The sequence below is a fragment of the Pandoraea sp. genome, from assembly GCF_041919235.1.
Taxonomy (GTDB): Bacteria; Pseudomonadota; Gammaproteobacteria; order Burkholderiales; family Burkholderiaceae; genus Pandoraea.
The window spans coordinates 81,485-101,901 of the sequence record NZ_JAYRUC010000015.1; the positions used below are offsets into that span (position 1 = coordinate 81,485).

Sequence of the window (20,417 nt, forward strand, 5' to 3'; positions counted from 1 at the left end):
GCGCAGATTATATAATGCGCGCCCATGGCAAGTGACGAACGAAATCGACAATCTAAGCCCCCGAAGCCGAAAGTGATGGCGCCGGGGCACACGCGCACCCAATCCACGGTCGCCGCGTCCACGCGGGCGCCTGCTGCCGGGCCCTCCCAACCTGCCAAGGCTGCCAACGCGGGACATGGCGGCGCAGCGAAGCCGCCGGGCGCACGCCGCATGACGCCGGCCGAGCGCAACGCGCGCGAGGCCGAACGTCTGGCCGCTCGCCTGGCCGCCGCCAACCGGGTTCCCGAGATTGTCTTCCCCGAAGCCCTGCCGGTCTCCGGGCGGCGCGAGGAGATCGCACGCGCCATCGCGGGCCATCAGGTCGTGATCGTGAGCGGCGAGACAGGCTCGGGCAAGACCACGCAGCTTCCCAAAATCTGTCTGGCGCTCGGGCGCGGTATCGGTGCGGGCGGCACCGGACTGATCGGGCACACGCAGCCGCGGCGGATCGCCGCGTCCGCTACGGCGCGCCGGATCGCAGACGAGCTGAATACACCGCTGGGCGAGATCGTCGGCTTCAAGGTGCGCTTCAACGACACGCTGTCGAATGGCGCGTCGGTCAAACTGATGACCGACGGCATTCTGCTTGCCGAGACGCAGACCGATCCGCTGTTGCGCGCGTACGACACCATCATCATCGACGAGGCGCACGAGCGCAGCCTGAACATCGATTTCCTGCTCGGCTACCTGAAGCAGTTGTTGCCGCGCCGCCCCGATCTGAAAGTCATCATCACGTCGGCCACCATCGACGCGGATCGTTTCGCCCGCCATTTCGGCACGGGCGAGGGCGACGACCTGCGCCCCGCGCCGGTCATCGAGGTCAGTGGCCGTTTGTATCCGGTGGAAGTGCGCTACCGGCCGATACAGGACGACGCGCGCATTGCCAATGCCGAGGGGCGTGAGAGCAGCCGCGCGAGTGCTCGCGATCGAGAGCGCGACCTGATGGACGGCATCGTCGATGCCGTCGACGAACTCTGCCGCGAAGGGTCGGGCGACGTGCTTGTGTTCCTGCCCGGCGAGCGCGAAATTCGCGACGCAGCCGAGGCGTTGCGCAAGCATCATCCGCCGCACACCGAGATTCTGCCCCTGTTCGCACGGCTCTCCGCGGCAGAGCAGGAGCGCGTGTTCAAACCGTCCAACGCGCGGCGCATCGTACTGGCGACAAACGTGGCGGAAACCTCGCTCACGGTGCCGGGCATCCGCTACGTGGTCGACGCGGGCACGGCGCGCGTGAAACGCTACTCCTACCGCAACAAAGTCGAGCAGCTTCAGATCGAACCGATCTCGCAGGCCGCAGCCAACCAGCGGGCCGGGCGCTGCGGCCGCGTGGCCGACGGCGTGTGTATCCGGCTGTACGACGAAGCGGACTTTCAGGCGCGGGCGCGGTTCACCGATCCGGAGATCCTGCGCTCGTCGCTCGCCGCCGTCATTCTGCGCATGCAGTCGCTGCGGCTCGCGAAAGTCGAAGATTTCCCATTCATCGAACCGCCCCCAGGGCGGGCCGTTGCCGACGGCTATCAGTTGCTGGGTGAACTGGGGGCGGTCGACGACACCAACCAGCTCACGCCGCTCGGGCGCGAACTGGCACGTCTGCCGCTCGACCCTCGCGTGGGACGCATGATCCTCGCCGCGCGCGACCAGCAGGCGCTTCGCGAAGTGCTTATTATCGCGAGCGCGCTGGCGGTGCAGGACCCGCGCGATCGGCCCATCGAGGCCCAGGACGCCGCCGACAACGCACATCGCAAGTTTGCCGATGAAAAGTCCGAATTTCTCTCATGGCTCAAGATCTGGCGGTGGTTCGAAGAGGCGATCGCGCACAAGAAGTCCAACCGACTCCTGGCGCAGGCCTGTCGCGAAAACTTCCTGTCGCAGTTGCGCCTGCGCGAATGGCGCGACGTTCACAGCCAATTGCTCACGGTCGTGCGCGAGCAGGGCTGGCGTATCAACGAATCCGAGGCGACCTACGAGCAACTGCATCTGTCGCTGCTCGCGGGGTTGCTTGGCAATATCGGCTGCAAAGCCGACGACGACCCGCACTTCCTCGGCGCGCACGGCATCAAGTTCCATCTCTGGCCGGGCTCGGCGCTTGTGAAGAAAGCGGGGCGCTGGGTCATGGCCGGCGAACTCGTGGAGACGAGCCGCCTCTACGCACGGTGCATCGCGCGTATCGAACCGGAATGGATCGAGCGCGCGGGCAAGCACCTGGTGAAGACGTCGCTCTCCGACGCGCATTGGGAAAAGAAGGCCGCGCAAGTCGTCGCGTACGAGCGCGGCACGCTGTATGGCCTGACGATCTATGCGCGCCGCCGGATGAACTTCGGTCCGCGCGATCCGCGTCGTGCCCGTGAGATATTCCTGCGCAGCGCGCTCGTGGAAGGCGAATGGGACACGAAGCTCCCGTTCTACGCGCACAATCGCAAGCTGATCGCCGACATCGAACAGCTTGAACACAAGTCGCGTCGCCAGGACGTGCTCGTCGACGACGAGTTGATCTATGCGTTTTACGATGCTCACGTACCCGCGGATCTCCACGACGGCGCGAGCTTCGAGCATTGGTATCGGGAAGCGGCCAAGGGCACACCGAAGCTGCTTTACCTGGTGCGCGATGATCTGATGCGTCACGAAGCGGCGGGCGTCACGACGGATCTGTTTCCGAAGAAGACGGTCATCGCCGGTATCGAGATGGCGCTCACCTATCACTTCGAGCCGGGTTCGCCGCGCGATGGCGTAACGCTCGCCGTGCCGCTCTATGCGCTCAATCAGGTCGATGCGCGCCGCTGCGAGTGGCTGGTGCCGGGCATGCTCAAGGAGAAGGCGCACCTGCTGATGAAGTCGCTGCCGCAGAAATTGCGGCGTCACTTCGTGCCGTTGCCGGAGTACGCGGCGACCTTTGTCGAGCGTGCGACGTTCGGGCAGGGCGCGCTGCTCGACGCGCTCATGGCCGACGCCCGCGAACAGACGGGCGTCATGCTGGCAACCGGCGACTTCAAGCGCGAAATGCTGCCGGCTCATCTGTCGATGAACTTCAAGGTGATCGACGAGCACGGCCGCCAACTCGGCATGGGCCGCAATCTTGCGCAACTGCGCGCCGAACTCGGTCAGCAGGCGCAGCGCACGTTCCAGCAGATTGCGGCGAAGAGCGGCGCAACGCCGACCGGCGGCGTCGCGCCCGCGCAGCAAGCGCGCGGTGCGTTGCCGGGCGCGGCGCAGGCGGCGCGTACTTCGGCCGGCGGCGCGGGGAAGGCGGTCACGCCAGCAGCGCCTGCAAAGTCTTCTGCGGCCAGCGCCGAGCCCGGCCGCTACGACAACCTGACAACATGGAGCTTTGGCGAACTGCCGGAAATGCTGGAGATCCGTCGCGGCGGCCAGACGCTGTTCGGCTACCCGGCGCTGGTCGACCGCGGCGATCGCTGTGACCTCGAAGTGTTCGACGATCCGGACGAGGCGCAACGTCAACATCGCTCGGGCCTGCGCCGGCTCTTCGCGATTGAATTGCGTGAGCAGGTGAAGTATCTGGAGAAGAACATCCCGGGCCTGCAACAGATGGCGATGCAATACATGAATCTGGGAACGCAAGAGGAGTTGCGTGCACAGATCGTCGATCTGGCACTCGAGCGTGCGTGCCTTGCGTTGCCATGGCCCAGCGACAATGCGTCGTTCATCGCGCGCAAGGATGAGGGGCGCGGACGTCTTACGCTGCTGGCGCAGGAAATTGCGCGTCTGGCCGGACAGATTCTCTCCGAGTACGCGGCGTTGCAGAAGAAGCTGGCGCAGGCCAAGCCGTTTGCACAAGCGTATGCGGACCTGACGGCACAGTTGCAACGGCTCATCGGCAAGCGATTCATGATCGATACGCCGTACGCGCAACTGGCGCATTTCCCGCGCTATCTGAAGGCGATGGCCGGGCGTATCGACAAGCTCAAGGCCGATCCGACACGCGATGCCCGTGCGATGAGCGAACTGGGGCCATTGCTGCAAAATTGGCAGCGCGCGGCGTCGCATCGCCGGGACCAGGGCGATGCGCGACTCGATGAGTTTCGCTGGCTGCTCGAAGAGTTGCGTGTCTCGCTCTTCGCTCAGGAGCTACGCACGCCCATGCCGGTGTCGGTCAAACGCCTTCACAAGGTCTGGGAAGCGTTGCAGCGCTGACGAACGGGATGAGGCCCGGACGAGCCAGGGGGAGCCGGGGTGAGCCGGGGGTAGCCGGGACGAAGCCGGGACGAAGCCGGGACGAGCGGCGTTCCGCTTTGCGACCGCTGCACCGCCTGCCTGACCATGGCCTCCTGCGGAAGGCGGGCGGCTTCGGACGCCATTGGGCGTGCAATCCGTGCGTCGGTTTGCGCTATGTCAGAAAGTGTGGAAATTGTGTTTCGCCAGATGAAAAAATGTAGGCCGGAACCGCGTTCACGAGGCGTTCCCGGCCTACAATGGCGATACTTTTCGCAGGCATCGTCCCCGCGCGCGTCGCCCCCATTTCAGCCCCCGTTTCCACCTCAGTGTCGGCTTTTTCTGCCCTTTTTCTGTCCATTTCCGACCTTTTCGCCCAAGAGATTATGCAATGCGCAAACGCCTGATCGCTGTCAGCCTCGTCGCCTCCTTCGGTCTTGCTGCACTCCTCGGGCCGGTGTGGGCTGCTGCGACAACGCCTGACAGCGTGGTCGTCGTGCTCAACTCGGCCGACGCCAGCGTCAGCCTGATCGACAAGGCGACGCAGAAGGTCATCCAGACGTTCCCGGTCGGCAAGGAGCCGCATCATCTGATGGCCACGCCCGACAATCAGTCGCTCATCGTGGCGAACTCGGTGGGCAACAACCTCGTATTCCTCGATCCGAAGACGGGCCAGATCCAGCGCAAGGTCGAGAACATCGAAGATCCGTATCAGATCGGTTTCTCGCCGGACAAGAAGTGGTTTGTCGCCAACGCCCTGCGCCTGGACCGCGTGGACGTATATCGCTACGACGGCAAGAATCTGAGTGTGGCCCAGCGCATTCCGCTCAAGAAAATGCCGAGCCATCTCGTTTTCACGCAGGACAGCAAGCTCGTTTTCATCTCGTTGCAGCAGTCCAATGAGATTGCCGCCATCGATCTGGCCACCCAGAAGGTGCTTTGGACGTTGCCGGTGGGCGACAGCCCCGCCGGTGTGTGGCTCACGCCGGGCGACAAGTATCTGCTCGTGGGGATGACCGGGGCGGACTATGCGGCCGTGGTCGACTGGCGCAATCGGCGGGTGATCAAGACGATCCCGACCGGCAAGGGCGCGCACAACTTCCGGTCGCTGGCCGACGGCAAGCATGTGCTGATCTCGAATCGCGTCTCGAGCACCATCAGCATCGTCGATCAGGACTCGCTCACCAATGTCGGCAATATCACCGGACTGCTGCCGGGACCGGACGACATGGAACTCTCGGCCGATCGGAAGACTCTATGGGTCACGTTCCGCTGGGCTCGCAAGGTCGGCATCATCGATCTGGCACAGCGCAAGCTGATCAACACCATCCCGGTCGGACGATCGCCGCACGGCATCTATTTCTTCGACCGCGCGCCGGTGCTGTAACATCGGGGCATCGTCGCTGCGGCACCCGATCCGATAACGTGTTCGATGCCCGGCTCGACGTTGCTCCACCGCCGTGGCGGCGGTGCGGGCGAAAATCTGCGCGCGTGCGCTGGATTTGGCGCTTCGACCTCAACTCGATGGATTTCGCTTCTCGTACTGACGGCATCGACCGCATCGACTCTGCATGAACGATATTCTTCGCGCGCTTGGCCGCGCGCTCGTGAGCCTGTTGCATCCGCGCATGTTGTGGCTCACCGCAATGCCTTTTGTCGTCTCGGGTCTTATCTGGGGCACCGTGATCTGGTTTGGCTGGGAGCCGTTCACCGATTTCCTGCGCGTCTGGCTCGAGCAGTGGCATTTCACCCAATGGATCTACCGCTTCTTCGGCTATTTTGGCGTGGACAGCGTACGCATGGCGCTTGCGCCGTTCATTCTCGTGGCGCTGCTCATCCCATTGATCGTCGTGACGGCGCTGCTGCTCATCGCGGGATGGTCGATGCCTGCGGTGTTGCGCCACCTCTCGCGCCGCCATTTCATTCATCTCGAGGCGCGGCAGGGCGGATCGTTCTGGGGCAGTCTCGGCCAGTCGCTGGGCGCAACCCTGGTCTTTCTCATTGCCGCGCTGCTCACGCTGCCGCTGTGGCTCGTGCCGCCATTCTTCGCTATCGTGCCACCGCTGTTGTGGGGCTGGCTGACGTATCGCGTCATGACGTATGACGCGCTCGCCTATCACGCGAGTGCGGAGGAGCGCCGGCGTATCGTGCGCGAGCGGCGCCTGCCGCTGCTCGTGATCGGTGTGGCGACCGGGCTGCTCGGTTCGCTGCCAACGCTGCTGTGGGTCTCATCCGTCATCATGATCGTGCTGTTCCCGGTCATCGCTTTGCTGGCGATCTGGCTCTATGTGGTGATCTTCGTGTTCTCTGCGCTGTGGTTTGCGCACTATTGCCTGCGTGCGTTGTCGCGGTTGCGCGCGGCGGAGGCCGCCCGCCACGAACCGACGCTCGCCGGGACGGAGTTGCCGGTAGCGAGCGTGCCCTGGCGCGAGAGCGAAGACCTGCCGCGGGCCTTGCCGGCGCCCACGCCTCCGGCGCCGGGAAGCGGGCCATCGAACGGTTCGCCGTGAAAGTGGCACAATTCTGACACTGCGCGCTGCCGCCGGGCGGCGCCGCGCTTTCCCCCAGGCCCTGACGAGACAACAAAGGAAGCATCATGGCGGTCGGCATCATCATCATCGGCGACGAGATCCTCTCCGGGCGCCGTCAAGACAAGCACCTCCCCAAGTTCATCGAACTGCTCACCGAGCGCGGCATGCAGCTCGCCTGGGCCGAGTATGTGGGCGACGATCCGGCGCGAATCACCGCGACGCTTCAACGCACGTTCGCGAGCGACGACATCGTTTTCGTGACAGGGGGCATCGGCGCGACGCCCGACGATCACACGCGTCAGTGCGCTGCGGCGGCGCTCAACGTCCCACTCGCCCTCACACCGGAGGCCGAGGCGCTCATCATGGCGCGTATTGCGGAAACGAGTCCCGACGGACGCGCCGACATGAGCCTGCCCGACAACCGCCATCGCCTGAAGATGGGGGAGTTTCCGGTCGGTGCGCGCGTGCTGCCGAACCCGTACAACAAGATCCCCGGTTTCTCGGTCGAGCATCATCACTTCATGCCGGGGTTCCCCGTCATGGCGTGGCCGATGATGGCGTGGGTGCTCGACACGCATTACGCGGATTTGCATCACCTGACCCAGCACGCCGAGCGATCGGTGCTGGTGTTCGGGCTCGCAGAGTCGACGCTGACGCCGCTCATGGAGACCATCGAAGCCGAGTACGGGGGTGTGAAGGTGTTCAGCCTGCCCAGTGTGGGCGACGCGCAGCGCGGGGAGATCTATGCGCGCCGTCACATCGATCTTGGCGTGAAGGGCGATCCCGCGCTGGTTGGGGCGGCGTTCGAGCGCCTGCTTGCCGGGGTGAGGGCGCTGGGCGGCGAGATCGTGCATCCGGTCGAGGCGGCCGCGTTGCCGGAAGGCACGGTGCCGTCGGCAAAGTGACGGGCTGAATTCGACCGAATGGGAACGGCGCTCGCCCGCGCGGAAGGGCCAGCGCCGTTTTTCTTGCGTGGGCGCGCGCGTTATACGCATTAAGCGCATTAAGCGCATTAAACGCATTCAAGGCATTAAACGCATTCAACGCGTTCTACACGGTAAGCGCGGTAAGCGCGGTAAGCGCAGCGTACGCCGATCAGAACCCGGCGAGCACGAGCTTGCCGATGGTGCGTCCGCCTTCGAGCTGTGCGTGCGCGCGACGCAGGTTTTGCGCGTTGATCGGGCCGATGACCTCGCCCACGGTCGTGCGCAGCGTGCCGGCGTCGACCTGCCGCGCGACTTCGGTCAGCAGCTTGTGCTGCGCAATCATGTCCGGCGTTTCATACATCGCGCGCGTGAACATGAATTCCCAGACGAAGGTGGCGCTCTTGCTCTTGAGCAGGCCGATCTCGAGCGGGCCCGCGTTCTCCACGATCGAGCAGATCTTGCCTTGCGGCGCAACGGCTTGCGCCATGGCGGGGAAGTGTCTGTCGGTATCGTTCAGGCAGAGCACGAAATCCACCTGCGGCATGCCGATCGCCTGCAATTGCGCCGGGATGTTCTGGAAGTGGTCAATCACGTGTTGCGCGCCGAGTTGGCGGCACCAGTCGGCCGATTCGGGGCGCGATGCGCTTGCCACGACCGTCAGATGCCCCAGGCGGCGGGCGAGCTGAATGGCAATCGAGCCGACGCCGCCGGCGCCACCGACGATCAGCACCGACTTGCCTTCGTCGCTGCCGTCAGGGGCAACGCCGAGCCGGTCGAAAAGCGCTTCCCACGCGGTAATCGTCGTGAGCGGCAGCGCAGCGGCGCTCGCGAAGTCGAGCGACGCAGGCATGTGGCCGACGATGCGCTCGTCAACCAGATGGAACTCGCTGTTCGCGCCGGGACGGGTAATGCTGCCCGCGTAATACACGGCATCGCCCACCTTGAAGAGCGTGACATCCGGGCCGATGGCCGCGACGGTGCCAGCCGCATCCCAGCCGAGTACGCGCGGTGAGGACTCGACCTGCGCCTTCGGGGCACGGACCTTGGTGTCGACCGGGTTCACGGAAATCGCTTCGACCTTGACCAGCACGTCGCGCCCCGTGGGGGTTGGCGTCGGCAGTTCGATGTCTTCGAGCGACTTCGGGTCGTCAATCGGCAGGTAATGCGTCAGTCCAATGGCTTTCATCCTGTTTCTCCAGAGAGTTCGGTGCGTCGCGTGAGGCAGATCGGCCACGTGCCCAATCCGTTAGCGAGAGATTACGCCTGGCCGATTGCTTTGATAATTCGCATAATGACGAAAAGATCTTTTGGAATATCCATCAAATGGCGTTGGACCTCGATACTTTGGCGTTGTTCGTGCGTGCGGCCGCGCTTGGCAATGTGTCGGCGGCGGGGCGTGAGCGAGGGCTCTCTCCGGCGACGGCGAGCACGCGTCTCGCACAGCTTGAGGGAGTTCTGGGCGCACGGTTGCTGCATCGGACAACGCGACGCGTGGCGCTGACGCAGGAGGGGGAGGTGTTTCTGCGTCAGGCGCAGACCTTGCTCGAGGCCGAGGCGCAAGCGCTGGCGAGCGTCGGACAGGGGCGCACGGCGCCTCAGGGGCGGCTGCGGGTGTCGTGTTCGTCGTCGTTCGGACGTCAGCACGTGTCTCCCGCGTTGCCGGAATTCCTCGAACGGTACCCAGGTATTTCGCTGGACTTCCGGCTGACGGATCGCGTTGTCGACCTGATCGAAGAGGGCGTCGATCTCGCGATTCGCGTCGGGGCGTTGCGCGACTCGACGCTCATCGCCCGCAAGCTGGCGTCGAACCGGCGTACGTTGTGCGCGTCGCCCGCGTATCTCGCGGCACGTGGAGTGCCTAAGCATCCTGGCGACCTCACTGCACACGAATGCCTGATTCTGGGGGAGCAACGCGACTGGCGATTCGTGACGCCGGGCGGCATGCTGAGCGTGCGCGTCGGCGGGCGTCTTGCGTCGGATAACGGCGAGGTGCTTCGCGATGCAGTGCTGGCGGGCTGCGGCATCGCGCTCAAGTCCACGTGGGACATTGGCGCCCATCTGCTGCGCGGGGCGTTGGTGCCGGTGCTGTCGGCGTATCCACTGGCGGAGGAGGTGGCGATCTGGGCCGTGTACCCGAGCCGGGCGTTCGTGCCGCCGAAGACGCACGCGCTGATCGAATTCCTGCAGGCGCGCTTCGGGCCTGCGCCGTATTGGGATGACGCGCCGACGCCGTCGGGCGAGCATCGTCCGTCGCCGTAACGTGCCGGGGGGGGCGTCAGTGCAGGCGATGGGTCTGCGCGAGTTGCGCGCCGGTGTCCTCGTGACCGATCGCCGGGCTGGCGTGATGCAGCACGAGCCGCCAACCGTCGGCTTCCTTCATATAGACGTTGGTGGCGAGCACGAAGGCGTAGCGCGCTTGCGGACGCGCTTCGACCTGAATTTGTTCGAGCACGCTGTGGACCGCGCACAACGGGTTGCGAGCGACTTGAAGCTGGCTGACCGTCACCTGTAGCCCGGCGTTGGCGAGAATCTGCTGCCAACTGGTGCGAACGGCCGCCGGGCCGACATGCCGTGGCCCCGACGGGTGAATGCAGGCGATCTCTTCATCTTCCGACCAGACCGCCATCAGCGCATCGGTATCACCGGCGCGAAGCGCCTCGTAGTATGCATGTTCGGCGTCTTCCGGACTCAGGAAAATGGCAGCGGGCATAATACGGCCTCCGTCGGGGTGATGCGCCGGACACCCGGTGTGCCGGCCGGCGAACGCGCCGATTATGGAGGGTTTGCCCGAGCTTGTCGAACGCTGGGATCGAGTCGCCGCCGACGAGCAACTCTTGATCTGGCGCAAGGCGACGCCAGGGCCGAAGCGGTAGCTTATCGGAAATGCAGAGCACCGACGACAGGCGAAGGCGCTCGGGCGCCCCCGCCGGCAAGCATCAGCAGGGAACGCCTGCGAGGCTTCGTAGCGCGGCCCCGTCGACGATCTTCACATGGCGCTGACGTATTTCGATCATGCCGTTCTGCGCAAAGCGCGAAAACAGACGGCTGACGGTTTCAAGCTTGAGACCGAGGAAGCTGCCGATTTCCTCGCGGCTCATGCGCAACACGAACTCGTTGGCTGAGTAGCCGCGCGCGGCAAGCCGCTCGGAGAGGTTGAGCAGGAAGACGGCCAGACGCTCTTCGGCGCGCATGGTGCCGAGCGTGAGCAGTTGCTGGTGCTTGTTGCGGATTTCCTGGCTCATGAGACGGTGCAGTTGACGTTGCAGCGTTGGCACCTGACGCGATAGCGTCTCCAGTTCGCCGAAGCGGGCAATGCACAGTTCGCTGTCTTCGAGCGCGATGGCGGCGGTCGGGTGACGATTGTCGGCGACAGCGTCCAGGCCAATCAGTTCGCCCTGAAGATGAAAGCCGACGACTTGTTCGCGCCCGTCGGACGCGGTGATGCAGCTTTTGAGTGAGCCGAAACGAATGCCGTAGACAGCGTTCAGATCATCATTGGCGTGATACAGCACGTCGCCCTTCTTGAGGCGTCGGCGCTCGTTCACGAGTGCATCCAGTCGTTCCAGCTCGGGCTCCGGAATGCCCACCGGCAGGCAGAACTGCCCAAGCGAGCATGTGGAACAACGGGGCTGAGCGATAGGAATGCGACCGATTTCTGTGGTCATGGGGGCCCCTGGCGATTTTTTTTGAGAGTCTACCATGGGGCGTTAGCCTATCGTTTTCCCCTGCGAAGTCGTCAGGATTTCGACGGCGCTTTACGCGCGTCGGTGTTTCAGTAATAATTGCGCACATACCGGACGTCCGTCTCGCCGCACTATCGGCCTGGGCGTTTTTTCCCGGCAGGTCGTTTCGAAGCATTCAGGTCGCGCCGCCGTCACTACGACCGAACACAATCGGGCGCGCGCTTATGCGAAGCGGTTACGACCGTTTCTCGTGTTCCAAGCATCCATTTATTCCTGATACCGGGTCGCCAAGCCCCCGGTCTGCTTAGTCGCACATGAATACCCAAGAGGCGAAACTCGTCCTCGAGACCGCGTTGATTTGCGCGCAGGAGCCGCTCAAGGTCGGCGATCTGCGCAAGCTCTTCAATGACGCTGTGTCCGGTGACACGGTGCGTGCGCTGCTCGAGGAAATCCGCGTGCAATGGGATGGCCGAGGTGTGGAGTTGGTGGCACTGGCCACCGGCTGGCGTTTCCAGAGCCGTCCGCGCATGCGTGAATACCTTGACCGTCTCAATCCGGAGAAGCCGCCGAAGTATTCGCGCGCCGTCATGGAGACGCTTGCGATCATTGCGTATCGTCAGCCGGTCACGCGTGGCGACATCGAAGAGATTCGCGGCGTGACGGTGAACACGCAGATCATCAAACAGCTTGAAGATCGTGGCTGGATCGAGGTCATCGGTCATCGCGATGTACCGGGGCGCCCCGGCCTGTATGCGACGACCAAGGACTTTCTCGACGATCTGGGCTTGCGCGCGCTCGATGCGCTGCCGCCACTCGAAGATCCGGCCGCGCAAGCGCAGATCGACCTGCTCGCGCAGCAGAACATCGAGTTCGGCGAGCGTGCCGAGGCCGACGCGGGAGATGAAACGTCGTCCGACGACATGCCCGTCGCGGATGTCGAGGCGTTGGCCCGCCTGGCGCAGTCGCGTGCCGACGACCTACCGCTGGCACAGGGGCTCCCGGCCGATCAGCGTCCGTTGCCGCCGCCGGACGATGCGCCAACCGACGACGCCTTGCTGGACGCTGTGATGGCAGAGGGCGAGGAGGCGGCGAAACTGCCGGTCGAGGCATCGGCGGAAATTGCGTCGAATGTCGCGGAACTCGCAGACATGGCGCACGTCAGTGAGCGGGTGGACGCGACAGGTGACGTAGCGGCCGAGGCGGCTGAATCGGCTGAGGTGCCTGAAACGATTGAGGCGCCTGACACGGCGGGTGTGATGTCTGGCGACGTCAGGCAAGGCGACGGACCGGCATTCATCGACGCCAAGCCTTCGGATGACGCTGCTAGCGGTCTTTCGGACGGTGAGGTGCAGGACAAGGAATATTCCGAAGAATCGGAGTCTGCGGTGTCGGTCGGCGACGATCCGCCGCAAGATGCGCAGGACGTAGCGACGCAGGCGGCAGATCCCGCAGCGCCGGTAACGCAGGAGGTTTCCCCGCACGCTGTCGACTCGGCAGCGAATGAACCCGCCACTGGGCAGCCCATGCCCGGTGCGAGGGAAGACGACGAGAACGACGGGGACGGCAAGAATCTCGTCACGGGCACCTGAGGCGCCGGCGCTTAGCGTCGCGCACCCGCAGGGCCGTTAGCGATAAGAACGAAGCCGCGGCAAGGATTTGCCGCGCATTCATGGTGTGGACACGGATCAGAGCAGCCATTTACGCCTGCCCGTCACGATCCCGTTTTCCAATGAGGTTGTGTTGAAACAAAACGAAGAATCCCAGGACCTGCACGCCCGCGATGCCGGTGCCGAATCCCGTGCGCCGGAAGGCGATGGCAGCGAGGACAAGGCATCGCGCCGCGGTTTGCGCCGTGGTCCGCGCAGTCTGATCGCCCGCCGTCGTGCGGCCCAACAAGCCAAGCGTGAAGGCGAGGACGGCGGCACCGCCGAAGTTACGGCAGCGGACGACGCCCCGCAGGGCGACCCGTCCGGCGACGCGCCGCACGCACGCGCGTCGGGGGCCGACGGTGCGCCGTCAGCCGCGCAGGGACGCAGCCGCAATGGGGCACGCAAGCCGCGCGGCGGCAAGCGTGACGATACCTCTCAGGTCGCTCAGGTCGCTCAGCCGGCGCAAGCCGATGCCAATGATGCAGCGCAAGCGGGTGAAGCGCCGCACGGGGCCAAGGGGCGCCGCCGCAACGAGGCGGCAGGAAGCCCCCGAAGCGGTGGCGGCGGTAGAGCGGGGAACGGCGGTAACGGTAACGGCGGCGGTGGTGGCAAGGGCGCCAACGGTAATGGCGCCAGAGCAAGCAAGAGCAACCAAGGCGCGAAGGGCGGTAGCGCAGGCAAGGGCGCAAGGGGCGGCAAGGGCGGGGACGACGATCTGTTCGCGTTCGTGACCTCCGGCGGCTTCGATAGCGACGAGTCCGACGGCGATGCCAAGGCGGCTGCCAAGCGCGGCCGCCGTCCGGCCGATCGTCGCGTGCTGTCGCCGGACGACGAGGCGCCGAAGCTGCACAAGGTGCTGGCCGAAGCCGGTATGGGTTCGCGTCGCGAGATGGAGGAACTGATTCTCGCCGGGCGCGTGTCGGTCAACGCCGAACCCGCTCACATCGGTCAACGCATTCTGCCGACCGATCAGGTTCGCATCAACGGCAAGCTCGTCAAGCGCCGCATCACCAGCAAACCGCCGCGCGTGCTGCTGTATCACAAACCGGCGGGCGAAATCGTCAGCCATGCCGATCCGGAGGGTCGTGCGTCGGTGTTCGACCGTCTGCCGCCGATGAAGACGGCCAAGTGGCTCGCCGTCGGGCGCTTGGACTTCAACACGGAAGGGCTGTTGATTCTGACGACGTCCGGCGATCTGGCGAACCGGTTCATGCACCCGCGTTACGGCATCGAGCGTGAGTACGCCGTTCGCACCGTGGGGCAACTGAGCGAGGCGTCGCGCCAGCAACTGCTGCACGGCATCGAGCTCGACGATGGGCGGGCCAACTTCCTGCGTCTTCAGGACGGGGGCGGTGAAGGTTCGAATCATTGGTATCACGTCGCGTTGACCGAGGGTCGTAATCGCGAAGTGCGTCGCATGTTCGATGCGGCGGGCCTGATGGTGAGCCGTCTGATTCGCACGCGATACGGCTCGCTGACGCTGCCGCGCGGTCTCAAGCGCGGTCGTTACGAAGAGTTGGACGACGCGCAGGTGCGCGCCCTGTTTGCGTCCGTGGGGATGAAGGTGCCGGGCGCCAGCTCGGACGAAAGCGGCAAGGGGGGGCGTGGCGGCAAGGTGGGCGCCCCGAAGGAGCCGCGCCGTCAGCCGGATCCGATGCAGACGGCCCTGGGCGTTTTCAGCCGCGAACCGGGTCAATCGCGTCGTCCCCGGGTCAATCCGCTGACGACGTTTGTCGGCCCGAGCGGTGGCTATCAAACGCCTTCGCCCAGAGGGGAAGGGCGGCGCTTCGGCGGTGGCAATGCGACCGGCGGCGGGGGCTTTGGCGGCCAGTCGCGTGGCGGTAACGGTAACGGCAACGGTAACGTCAACGGCAATCGCAGTCGTGGCGGCAACCGTGCTGGCGGTAGCGTCGGCGGTGGTGGCGGTGGTGGCAATCAGGGCAGCCGAGGCAATCGCGGCGGCAACCGGTCGCGTTGATTTTGCCTGCGCGCTGCCGGTCGCAGGGCCGGGGCCGAGCAGGGGCCTCGGTATGACGGCCCCGCTTGGCAAAATGAGAGGGTTTTCGTCATTCGCTCACTTTGCCCTGCACCAAGGTCGAATTGACACCTGCGCGGTGGGGATTTAGGGCCCCAAGCGTTGCAGATCGGCCCAAAATCATATAAAATCAACGAATAAGCTGGTTTGCGTGCCACCGGTTCTGTTGCGGCGCGCACCTCATGCGCAATGAGGCTGTAAGAAATGGGCGTTTCGCCCATTTTTTTTTGCCGCGAGCGTTTTGCACGTGGCCGATGCCGCCGCGTTGGGGAGTGGGCGTGTCAACACCGGCACGCCGGCCCGGACGGTCGAGGTAGGTATCGTGCGGCGTCCCATGCGGGACGCGCAGACATGTCGGGCGCTGCTAATGCGCGCGAGTTTTTCTAGGGTGAGCAAAGTTGCAATTGCCAGAACTGATCGAGACCACGGTCGAAGGCCTGGGTTACGAGCTGGTTGATATCGAACGCGCCGGCGGGGGTTTGCTGCGCGTCTACATCGACAAGCCGGAGGGCATCGCGATCGATGACTGTGAGACAGTGAGCCGTCAGCTCTCGCACGTCCTGATGGTCGAGAACGTCAACTACGACCGACTCGAAGTGTCGTCACCGGGGCTGGATCGTCCGCTGCGCAAGCTGTCGGACTTCGAGCGTTTTGCCGGTGCGGAAGTGAGTCTTACGTTGCGTGTGCCGCTTGAAGGCCGCAAGCAGTTTCGCGGCATTTTGCAAGCGCCGCAAGGCGAGAACTTGAGCCTGGAGTTCGAAGGCAAGGGCGGCCCGGCGCTGCTCGATTTCACCCTCGCGGATATTGACCGTGCGCGCCTTGTGCCGCAGATTGATTTTAGGAGTCGCAAACGATGAGTCGCGAAGTATTGCTGTTGGTCGATGCGCTCGCGCGCGAAAAGAACGTCGACAAGGACGTCGTGTTCGCCGCGCTTGAAGCTGCATTGGCCTCGGCCACCAAGAAGCGCTATACCGAGGACGTCGACGTTCGCGTGCACATCGACCGCGAGTCGGGCGAGCACGAGAGCTTCCGTCGCTGGGTTGTCGTGCCGGACGAAGCCGGCCTGCAAGAGCCGGACAAGCAGATTCTCTCGTTCGAAGCCAAGGAAGACGATCCGTCGATCGAGGTTGGCGATTACGTGGAAGAACCCGTGGAATCGGTCGAGTTCGGCCGTATCGGCGCGCAGGCGGCCAAGCAGGTCATTCTGCAGCGCATCCGCGATGCCGAGCGCGAGCAGATCCTGACGGACTTCCTCGATCGCGGCGAAAAAATCATGACCGGCGCGGTCAAGCGTCTCGACAAGGGCAACCTGATCGTCGAGTCGGGGCGTGTCGAAGCGCTGCTGCGCCGCGATCAACTGATCCCGAAGGAAAACCTGCGTATCGGCGACCGTGTCCGCGCGTACATTGCGAAGGTCGACCGCACGGCGCGTGGTCCCCAGATCGAACTCTCGCGTACGGCACCGGAATTTCTGATCGAGCTGTTCGGCATGGAAGTGCCGGAAATCGAGCAGGGTCTGCTGGAGATCAAGTCGGCCGCTCGCGATCCGGGCGTGCGCGCGAAGATCGCCGTGGTGGCGTACGACAAGCGCATCGATCCGATCGGTACGTGCGTGGGCATTCGCGGCACGCGCGTGCAGGCGGTGCGTAATGAGCTCGGCGGTGAGAACGTCGATATCGTGCTGTGGTCGGAAGACCCCGCGCAGTTCGTGATCGGCGCGTTGGCGCCGGCGGCGGTGCAGTCGATCGTCGTCGACGAAGAGAAGCACAGCATGGACGTCGTCGTCGACGAGAACGAACTGGCGGTGGCGATCGGTCGCAGCGGCCAGAACGTGCGACTCGCGTCGGAGCTGACCGGCTGGCAGATCAACATCATGACGCCGGATGAATCGGCCGAGAAGCAGAACGAAGAGCGCGGCACGCTGCGCACGTTGTTCATGCAGCGTCTCGATGTTGACGAAGAAATGGCGGACATCCTGATCGAGGAAGGTTTCTCGAGCCTGGAAGAGATCGCCTACGTGCCCTTGAACGAAATGCTCGAGATCGAAGCATTCGACGAGGACACGGTGCACGAGCTGCGCAATCGTGCGCGCGACGCACTGCTGACGCAGGCGATTGCCAGCGAGGAGCGGGTCGAGGGCGTTGCGCTCGATCTCAAGAGCCTCGAGGGCATGACGCCCGAGTTGCTGGCCCAACTGGCCGAGCATGAAATTCAGACGCGCGATGATCTGGCCGAGCTGGCTGTCGACGAACTCACCGAGATGACCGGCGTCGACGAGGAAGCTGCGAAGGTCCTGATCATGAAAGCGCGAGAGCACTGGTTCCAATGATGACCTGCCCCGGCACGCATATGGAACAGTGAACTTTGAAGTTAACCGCAAGGCGCCTGGCCTTGCTTGAAGAGGTTTGAATGGCGAGCATCAACGTAGCCCAATTTGCTGCAGAACTGAAAATGCCGGCCGGCGTGTTGCTGGAGCAACTCAAAGCCGCCGGCGTGGACAAACTCAGCGCCGACGATTCGCTGACGGACGCCGACAAGGCCCGTCTGCTGGAGCACCTGCGCCGGTCGCATGGCGCTGACGACGGCGACAAAAAGAAGATTACTCTGACGCGTCGCCAGACCTCGGAAATCAAGCAAGCCGACGCGACCGGCAAGGCGCGCACGATTCAGGTCGAAGTGCGCAAGAAGCGCACCTTCGTCAAGCGCGACGACATCGCGGAAGGCGCGAACAGCGCGGCGGCTACAGCCGAAGAGGAAGCGCTGCGCCAGCGTGAGGAAGATGCGCGCCGTGAAGCGGAGCGTCTGGCGGCCGAGGCTGCCGAGCTGAAGCGTCGCCAGGAGGAACTGGAGCGCGAAGAGGCCGAGCGTCGCGAGCGTGAAGAGAAGGATGCCGCCGAGCGCCGTGCGCGTGAGGAAGCGGAGCGCGCCGCAGCGCTCAAGGTGGCTGAAGAGCAAAAGGCGAAGGCCGAAGCCAAGGTCGACGCCGAAGCCAAGGTCGATGCCGAAGCGGAGAAGGCTTCCAAGGCAGACGCCGAAAAGGCGGAGCAAGCCGAGAAGGCGGCCGCGGCCAAGGCCGAAGCCGAACGCGAGCAGGCCCGCAAGGCCAGCGAAGCGGCGCGCGCGGCTGCCGAGAAGGCGAGCGCGGCGGCCGACAAGGCCCGCGCCGAGGAAGAAGCGATCCGCAAGCGTCGTTCCGCGGCGGAAGCCGAGGCACGCGCCATTCGCGAGATGCTGAATGCGCCGCGTCGCGTGCTCAAGGCACCTGAGCCGGCGCCCGCAGCGGCGGCAGCGGCCAAGCCCGAAGCCAAGGGGACATTGCACAAGCCGGCCAAGCCGGAAGGTGCGGCGAGCGCCAAGCCGGCGGACCGGAAGCCGGCGGTTGCGGCACCGGCGTCGACCACGGCAGGCGCTGCGGACAAGAAGGACAAGAAGCCCGGCGCGTGGCAGAAGGATGCCGATAACCGCAACAAGCGTGGCGGTATGAAGACGCGCGGCGACACGAGCGGTGGCTCGGATGGCTGGCGCGGCGGTGGCCGTGGCGGCCGTCGTGGCGACCGTCATTCGCAGGACGACCGTCAAGCGTTCCAGGCCCCGACCGAGCCGGTCGTGCGTGATGTTCATATCCCGGAAACCATCAGTGTCGGCGATCTGGCGCACAGAATGTCGGTGAAGGCCTCGGAAGTCATCAAGCTGATGATGAAGATGGGTCAGATGGTGACCATCAACCAGGTGCTGGATCAGGAAACGGCGATGATCGTGGTGGAAGAGCTTGGCCACCGTGCGATCGCGGCCAAGCTGGACGATCCGGAAACGCTGCTGGCGTTGGGCAACGAAGTGACCGACAGCGAAGCGCTGCCGCGTCCGCCGGTGGTGACCGTGATGGGTCACGTCGACCACGGCAAGACTTCGCTGCTGGATTACATCCGTCGCGCCAAGGTCGCGGCGGGCGAAGCGGGCGGTATTACGCAGCATATTGGCGCGTATCACGTCGATACGCCGCGCGGCACGGTGACGTTCCTCGACACCCCGGGTCACGAAGCCTTCACGGCGATGCGTGCACGCGGTGCGCAGGCCACGGATATCGTGATTCTCGTGGTGGCGGCAGACGACGGTGTGATGCCGCAGACGAAGGAAGCGATTGCGCACGCGAAGTCGGCCGGTGTGCCGATCGTGGTGGCGATCAACAAGATCGACAAGCCGGAAGCGAACCTCGATCGTGTGAAGCAGGAACTCGTGGCCGAGGGCGTGGTGCCGGAAGAGTACGGTGGCGATTCGCCGTTCGTGCCGGTGTCGGCGAAGACGGGGGCGGGCATCGACGACCTGCTCGAGAACGTGCTGCTTCAGGCGGAAGTGCTGGAACTCAAGGCGCCGGTGGAAGCGCCGGCCAAGGGGCTCGTGATTGAAGCGAAGCTCGACAAGGGTAAGGGTCCGGTGGCGACGATTCTCGTGCAGTCGGGCACGCTGCGTCGCGGCGACATGGTGCTGGCCGGTCAAGCGTACGGTCGTGTTCGTGCGATGCTGGATGAAACCGGCAAGAGCGCGAAGGAAGCCGGTCCGTCGATCCCTGTGGAAATTCAGGGTCTTTCGGAAGTGCCGGGTGCCGGTGAAGAAGTGCTGGTGGTCCAGGACGAGCGCAAGGCGCGCGAAATCGCGCTGTTCCGTCAGGGCAAGTTCCGTGACGTGAAGCTGGCCAAGCAGCAGGCCGCGAAGCTCGAGAACTTGTTCGATCAGATGGCCGACGGCGAAATCAAGTCGCTGCCGCTGATCATCAAGGCGGACGTGCAAGGTTCGCAGGAAGCGTTGGCGCAGTCGCTCAACAAGCTCTCGACGCCGGAAGTCCGTGTGCAGATCGTGCACGCGGCGGTGGGCGGCATTAGCGAAAGCGACGTCAACCTGGCAACGGCGTCGAAGGCGGTCATCATCGGTTTCAACACGCGTGCCGATGCACTGGCGCGCAAGCTGGCCGAGTCGAACGGGATCGACATCCGTTACTACAACATCATCTACGACGCTGTGGATGAGGTGAAGGCGGCCATGTCGGGCATGCTGGCGCCGGAGAAGAAGGAAGTGATCACGGGTCTCATCGACGTGCGCCAGACGTTCAGCGTGCCGAAGATCGGGAAGGTCGCCGGCTGTATGGTGCTCGACGGTTTCGTCAAGCGTTCGTCGCACGTGCGTGTGTTGCGCGACAATGTCGTCATCTTCACGGGCGAGCTCGATTCGCTCAAGCGCTTCAAGGATGACGTGAAGGAAGTCAAGTCGGGCTTCGAGTGCGGTCTGTCGGTGAAGAACTTCAACGACATCACGGAAGGCGACCAACTGGAAGCGTTCGAAATCACGGAAGTTGCGCGCTCGCTGTAACGCGATCTGCACAATTGATGTGGAAT

Annotated in this window: 13 protein-coding genes; 10 read left to right on the plus strand and 3 right to left on the minus strand. The window is 64.4% G+C overall.

Annotated elements, in window-relative coordinates; genetic code table 11:
* Positions 1-75 precede the first annotated feature (75 nt).
* From hrpA to ACE3UG_RS13765, 4 genes are all read left to right on the plus strand, one after another.
* Positions 76-4,188, plus strand: coding sequence for an ATP-dependent RNA helicase HrpA (gene hrpA / locus ACE3UG_RS13750; protein WP_374624729.1), 4,113 nt, complete (start codon positions 76-78; stop codon positions 4,186-4,188).
* Positions 4,189-4,597: 409 nt separating this feature from the next.
* Positions 4,598-5,593 (plus strand): beta-propeller fold lactonase family protein, encoded by a 996-nt coding sequence (locus ACE3UG_RS13755; RefSeq protein WP_374624731.1) that lies wholly within the window; start codon positions 4,598-4,600, stop codon positions 5,591-5,593.
* 184 nt (positions 5,594-5,777) lie between these two features.
* The gene (locus tag ACE3UG_RS13760; protein WP_374624733.1) at positions 5,778-6,716 is read left to right on the plus strand and encodes an EI24 domain-containing protein; all 939 of its coding nucleotides are present in this window, start codon (positions 5,778-5,780) and stop codon (positions 6,714-6,716) included.
* 86 nt (positions 6,717-6,802) lie between these two features.
* Positions 6,803-7,642 carry a competence/damage-inducible protein A gene (locus ACE3UG_RS13765; protein ID WP_374624735.1) on the plus strand — a complete coding sequence of 280 codons (840 nt, stop codon included), beginning with the start codon at positions 6,803-6,805 and terminating at the stop codon, positions 7,640-7,642.
* Between the two features lie 190 nt (positions 7,643-7,832).
* Here the strand turns inward: ACE3UG_RS13765 and ACE3UG_RS13770 are convergent, their stop codons facing one another.
* On the minus strand, positions 7,833-8,849 hold the full coding sequence (locus ACE3UG_RS13770; RefSeq protein ID WP_374624737.1) for a zinc-binding alcohol dehydrogenase family protein: 1,017 nt from the start codon (positions 8,847-8,849) through the stop codon (positions 7,833-7,835).
* A gap of 137 nt (positions 8,850-8,986) precedes the next feature.
* Here ACE3UG_RS13770 and ACE3UG_RS13775 point away from each other — a divergent pair, with 137 nt between their 5' ends.
* Positions 8,987-9,922 carry a LysR family transcriptional regulator gene (locus tag ACE3UG_RS13775; RefSeq protein ID WP_374624739.1) on the plus strand — a complete coding sequence of 312 codons (936 nt, stop codon included), beginning with the start codon at positions 8,987-8,989 and terminating at the stop codon, positions 9,920-9,922.
* A 16-nt stretch (positions 9,923-9,938) separates the two neighbouring features.
* Here the strand turns inward: ACE3UG_RS13775 and ACE3UG_RS13780 are convergent, their stop codons facing one another.
* Positions 9,939-10,373 carry a nuclear transport factor 2 family protein gene (locus ACE3UG_RS13780; RefSeq protein WP_374624741.1) on the minus strand — a complete coding sequence of 145 codons (435 nt, stop codon included), beginning with the start codon at positions 10,371-10,373 and terminating at the stop codon, positions 9,939-9,941.
* Between the two features lie 226 nt (positions 10,374-10,599).
* The gene (fnr, locus tag ACE3UG_RS13785; RefSeq protein WP_374624742.1) at positions 10,600-11,328 is read right to left on the minus strand and encodes a fumarate/nitrate reduction transcriptional regulator Fnr; all 729 of its coding nucleotides are present in this window, start codon (positions 11,326-11,328) and stop codon (positions 10,600-10,602) included.
* 332 nt (positions 11,329-11,660) lie between these two features.
* Between fnr and scpB the strand changes: the two genes are divergently transcribed.
* The 5 genes from scpB to infB all read left to right on the plus strand — a co-directional run bounded on the left by scpB (position 11,661) and on the right by infB (position 20,391).
* Complete coding sequence (scpB, locus tag ACE3UG_RS13790; RefSeq protein WP_374624744.1) at positions 11,661-12,935, plus strand: SMC-Scp complex subunit ScpB; 1,275 nt, start codon at positions 11,661-11,663, stop codon at positions 12,933-12,935.
* Positions 12,936-13,083: 148 nt separating this feature from the next.
* Positions 13,084-14,973 (plus strand): pseudouridine synthase, encoded by a 1,890-nt coding sequence (locus tag ACE3UG_RS13795; RefSeq protein WP_374624746.1) that lies wholly within the window; start codon positions 13,084-13,086, stop codon positions 14,971-14,973.
* A gap of 455 nt (positions 14,974-15,428) precedes the next feature.
* Complete coding sequence (gene rimP / locus ACE3UG_RS13800; RefSeq protein ID WP_374624748.1) at positions 15,429-15,887, plus strand: ribosome maturation factor RimP; 459 nt, start codon at positions 15,429-15,431, stop codon at positions 15,885-15,887.
* A complete protein-coding gene (gene nusA, locus ACE3UG_RS13805; protein WP_374624750.1) occupies positions 15,884-17,359 on the plus strand; it encodes a transcription termination factor NusA in 1,476 nt (491 codons plus the stop codon). Before rimP ends, nusA begins: the two co-directional genes overlap by 4 nt.
* Before the next feature lie 80 nt (positions 17,360-17,439).
* Complete coding sequence (gene infB, locus ACE3UG_RS13810; protein WP_374624752.1) at positions 17,440-20,391, plus strand: translation initiation factor IF-2; 2,952 nt, start codon at positions 17,440-17,442, stop codon at positions 20,389-20,391.
* Positions 20,392-20,417: the final 26 nt, after the last annotated feature.

Excerpts from the sequence above, each read along its gene's own strand:
- ACE3UG_RS13755 (WP_374624731.1), top strand. The coding sequence starts at position 4,598 with ATGCGCAAACGCCTGATCGCTGTCAGCCTCGTCGCCTCCTTCGGTCTT.
- ACE3UG_RS13780 (WP_374624741.1), bottom strand. The coding sequence starts at position 10,373 with ATGCCCGCTGCCATTTTCCTGAGTCCGGAAGACGCCGAACATGCATAC.
- ACE3UG_RS13770 (WP_374624737.1), bottom strand. The coding sequence starts at position 8,849 with ATGAAAGCCATTGGACTGACGCATTACCTGCCGATTGACGACCCGAAG.
- infB (WP_374624752.1), top strand. The coding sequence starts at position 17,440 with ATGGCGAGCATCAACGTAGCCCAATTTGCTGCAGAACTGAAAATGCCG.
- nusA (WP_374624750.1), top strand. The coding sequence starts at position 15,884 with ATGAGTCGCGAAGTATTGCTGTTGGTCGATGCGCTCGCGCGCGAAAAG.
- ACE3UG_RS13775 (WP_374624739.1), top strand. The coding sequence starts at position 8,987 with ATGGCGTTGGACCTCGATACTTTGGCGTTGTTCGTGCGTGCGGCCGCG.
- ACE3UG_RS13760 (WP_374624733.1), top strand. The coding sequence starts at position 5,778 with ATGAACGATATTCTTCGCGCGCTTGGCCGCGCGCTCGTGAGCCTGTTG.
- hrpA (WP_374624729.1), top strand. The coding sequence starts at position 76 with ATGGCGCCGGGGCACACGCGCACCCAATCCACGGTCGCCGCGTCCACG.
- ACE3UG_RS13765 (WP_374624735.1), top strand. The coding sequence starts at position 6,803 with ATGGCGGTCGGCATCATCATCATCGGCGACGAGATCCTCTCCGGGCGC.
- scpB (WP_374624744.1), top strand. The coding sequence starts at position 11,661 with ATGAATACCCAAGAGGCGAAACTCGTCCTCGAGACCGCGTTGATTTGC.
- fnr (WP_374624742.1), bottom strand. The coding sequence starts at position 11,328 with ATGACCACAGAAATCGGTCGCATTCCTATCGCTCAGCCCCGTTGTTCC.